At 44.6% G+C, this 772-nt stretch carries 1 protein-coding gene; it reads right to left on the reverse strand.

Going from position 1 to position 772, the window contains the following annotated elements; genetic code table 11:
• Positions 1-172: 172 nt before the first annotated feature.
• Positions 173-517: a hypothetical protein gene (locus tag N2K84_RS20175; RefSeq protein WP_282593640.1), complete on the reverse strand. Its 345-nt coding sequence runs from the start codon at positions 515-517 to the stop codon at positions 173-175.
• Between the last annotated feature and the right edge of the window lie 255 nt (positions 518-772).

Raw genomic sequence — 772 nt, forward strand, 5'->3', positions numbered from 1 at the left:
TAAAGCCTCCTGTCATAACCTATTAGCAATATGAATTATTATTCATACATTTAACAACGCATCCACACGATGGATAAAATACTAGAACGTTAGCAGCCAGTTGGATAAAAGCCAAATGGTGGTTACCTGAAACTTCGTTCTTTGCTTTTGTTCTCGCCCAGGCAGGTTGCTGTCACAAAACTTGCAGGAGAAGTTTGGCGCAGTTGCCAATTTTTCGCTGTCTGATAGCTTGCCAGGTTGTTTCGCAGCCTGATTGTTTACCAGTTTTTAAGAATGGCCGGTAGTTGCCTGAAATCTTGATTTTTGCTTTCCGGTACTTGCAGGGAAACAAAATTGGCAGGAATGTTCCGGCGCAGGCAAGTTTTCCGCCAGCGGAGTTGGGCATAAACGGGCTGGTTCCCGCCCCTACTCTGTAAACCATAGCTGTACTTGCAACTACTTCGCGTTGTTTCGAATTGGACAAAAAAAAGTTGATAAAAGCTTCCGCACTTTGTAAAACTTTTCCGCGGAAAATCATACATTTATTCTGTTAATAAACTGAGTATACGAAACAACCGGCTGCTAACAACGTGCAAATTGCATCGCGGGCTCGGTGGGTTCAGTTGCCGTTGTTCCTTTCTCTGACCGTCTTTCGTCCGGTGGACGAAGACGCTCTTCGAAATCCGCAACGCAACTTGCACCAACCGTTGAACTAAACCCCGCGATGCGGGGCAGCTTGACATGGTGCAAAAAACTGCGTAACTTCTATTCTCATCCTTAAATTTTTAGTTAT

The organism is Gaoshiqia sediminis (assembly GCF_025907915.1).
Lineage (GTDB): Bacteria > Bacteroidota > Bacteroidia > Bacteroidales > Prolixibacteraceae > Gaoshiqia > Gaoshiqia sediminis.

What these genes read in the sequence shown, in the direction of transcription:
- N2K84_RS20175 (WP_282593640.1), bottom strand. Translation starts at nt 517, where the DNA reads ATGATTTTCCGCGGAAAAGTTTTACAAAGTGCGGAAGCTTTTATCAAC.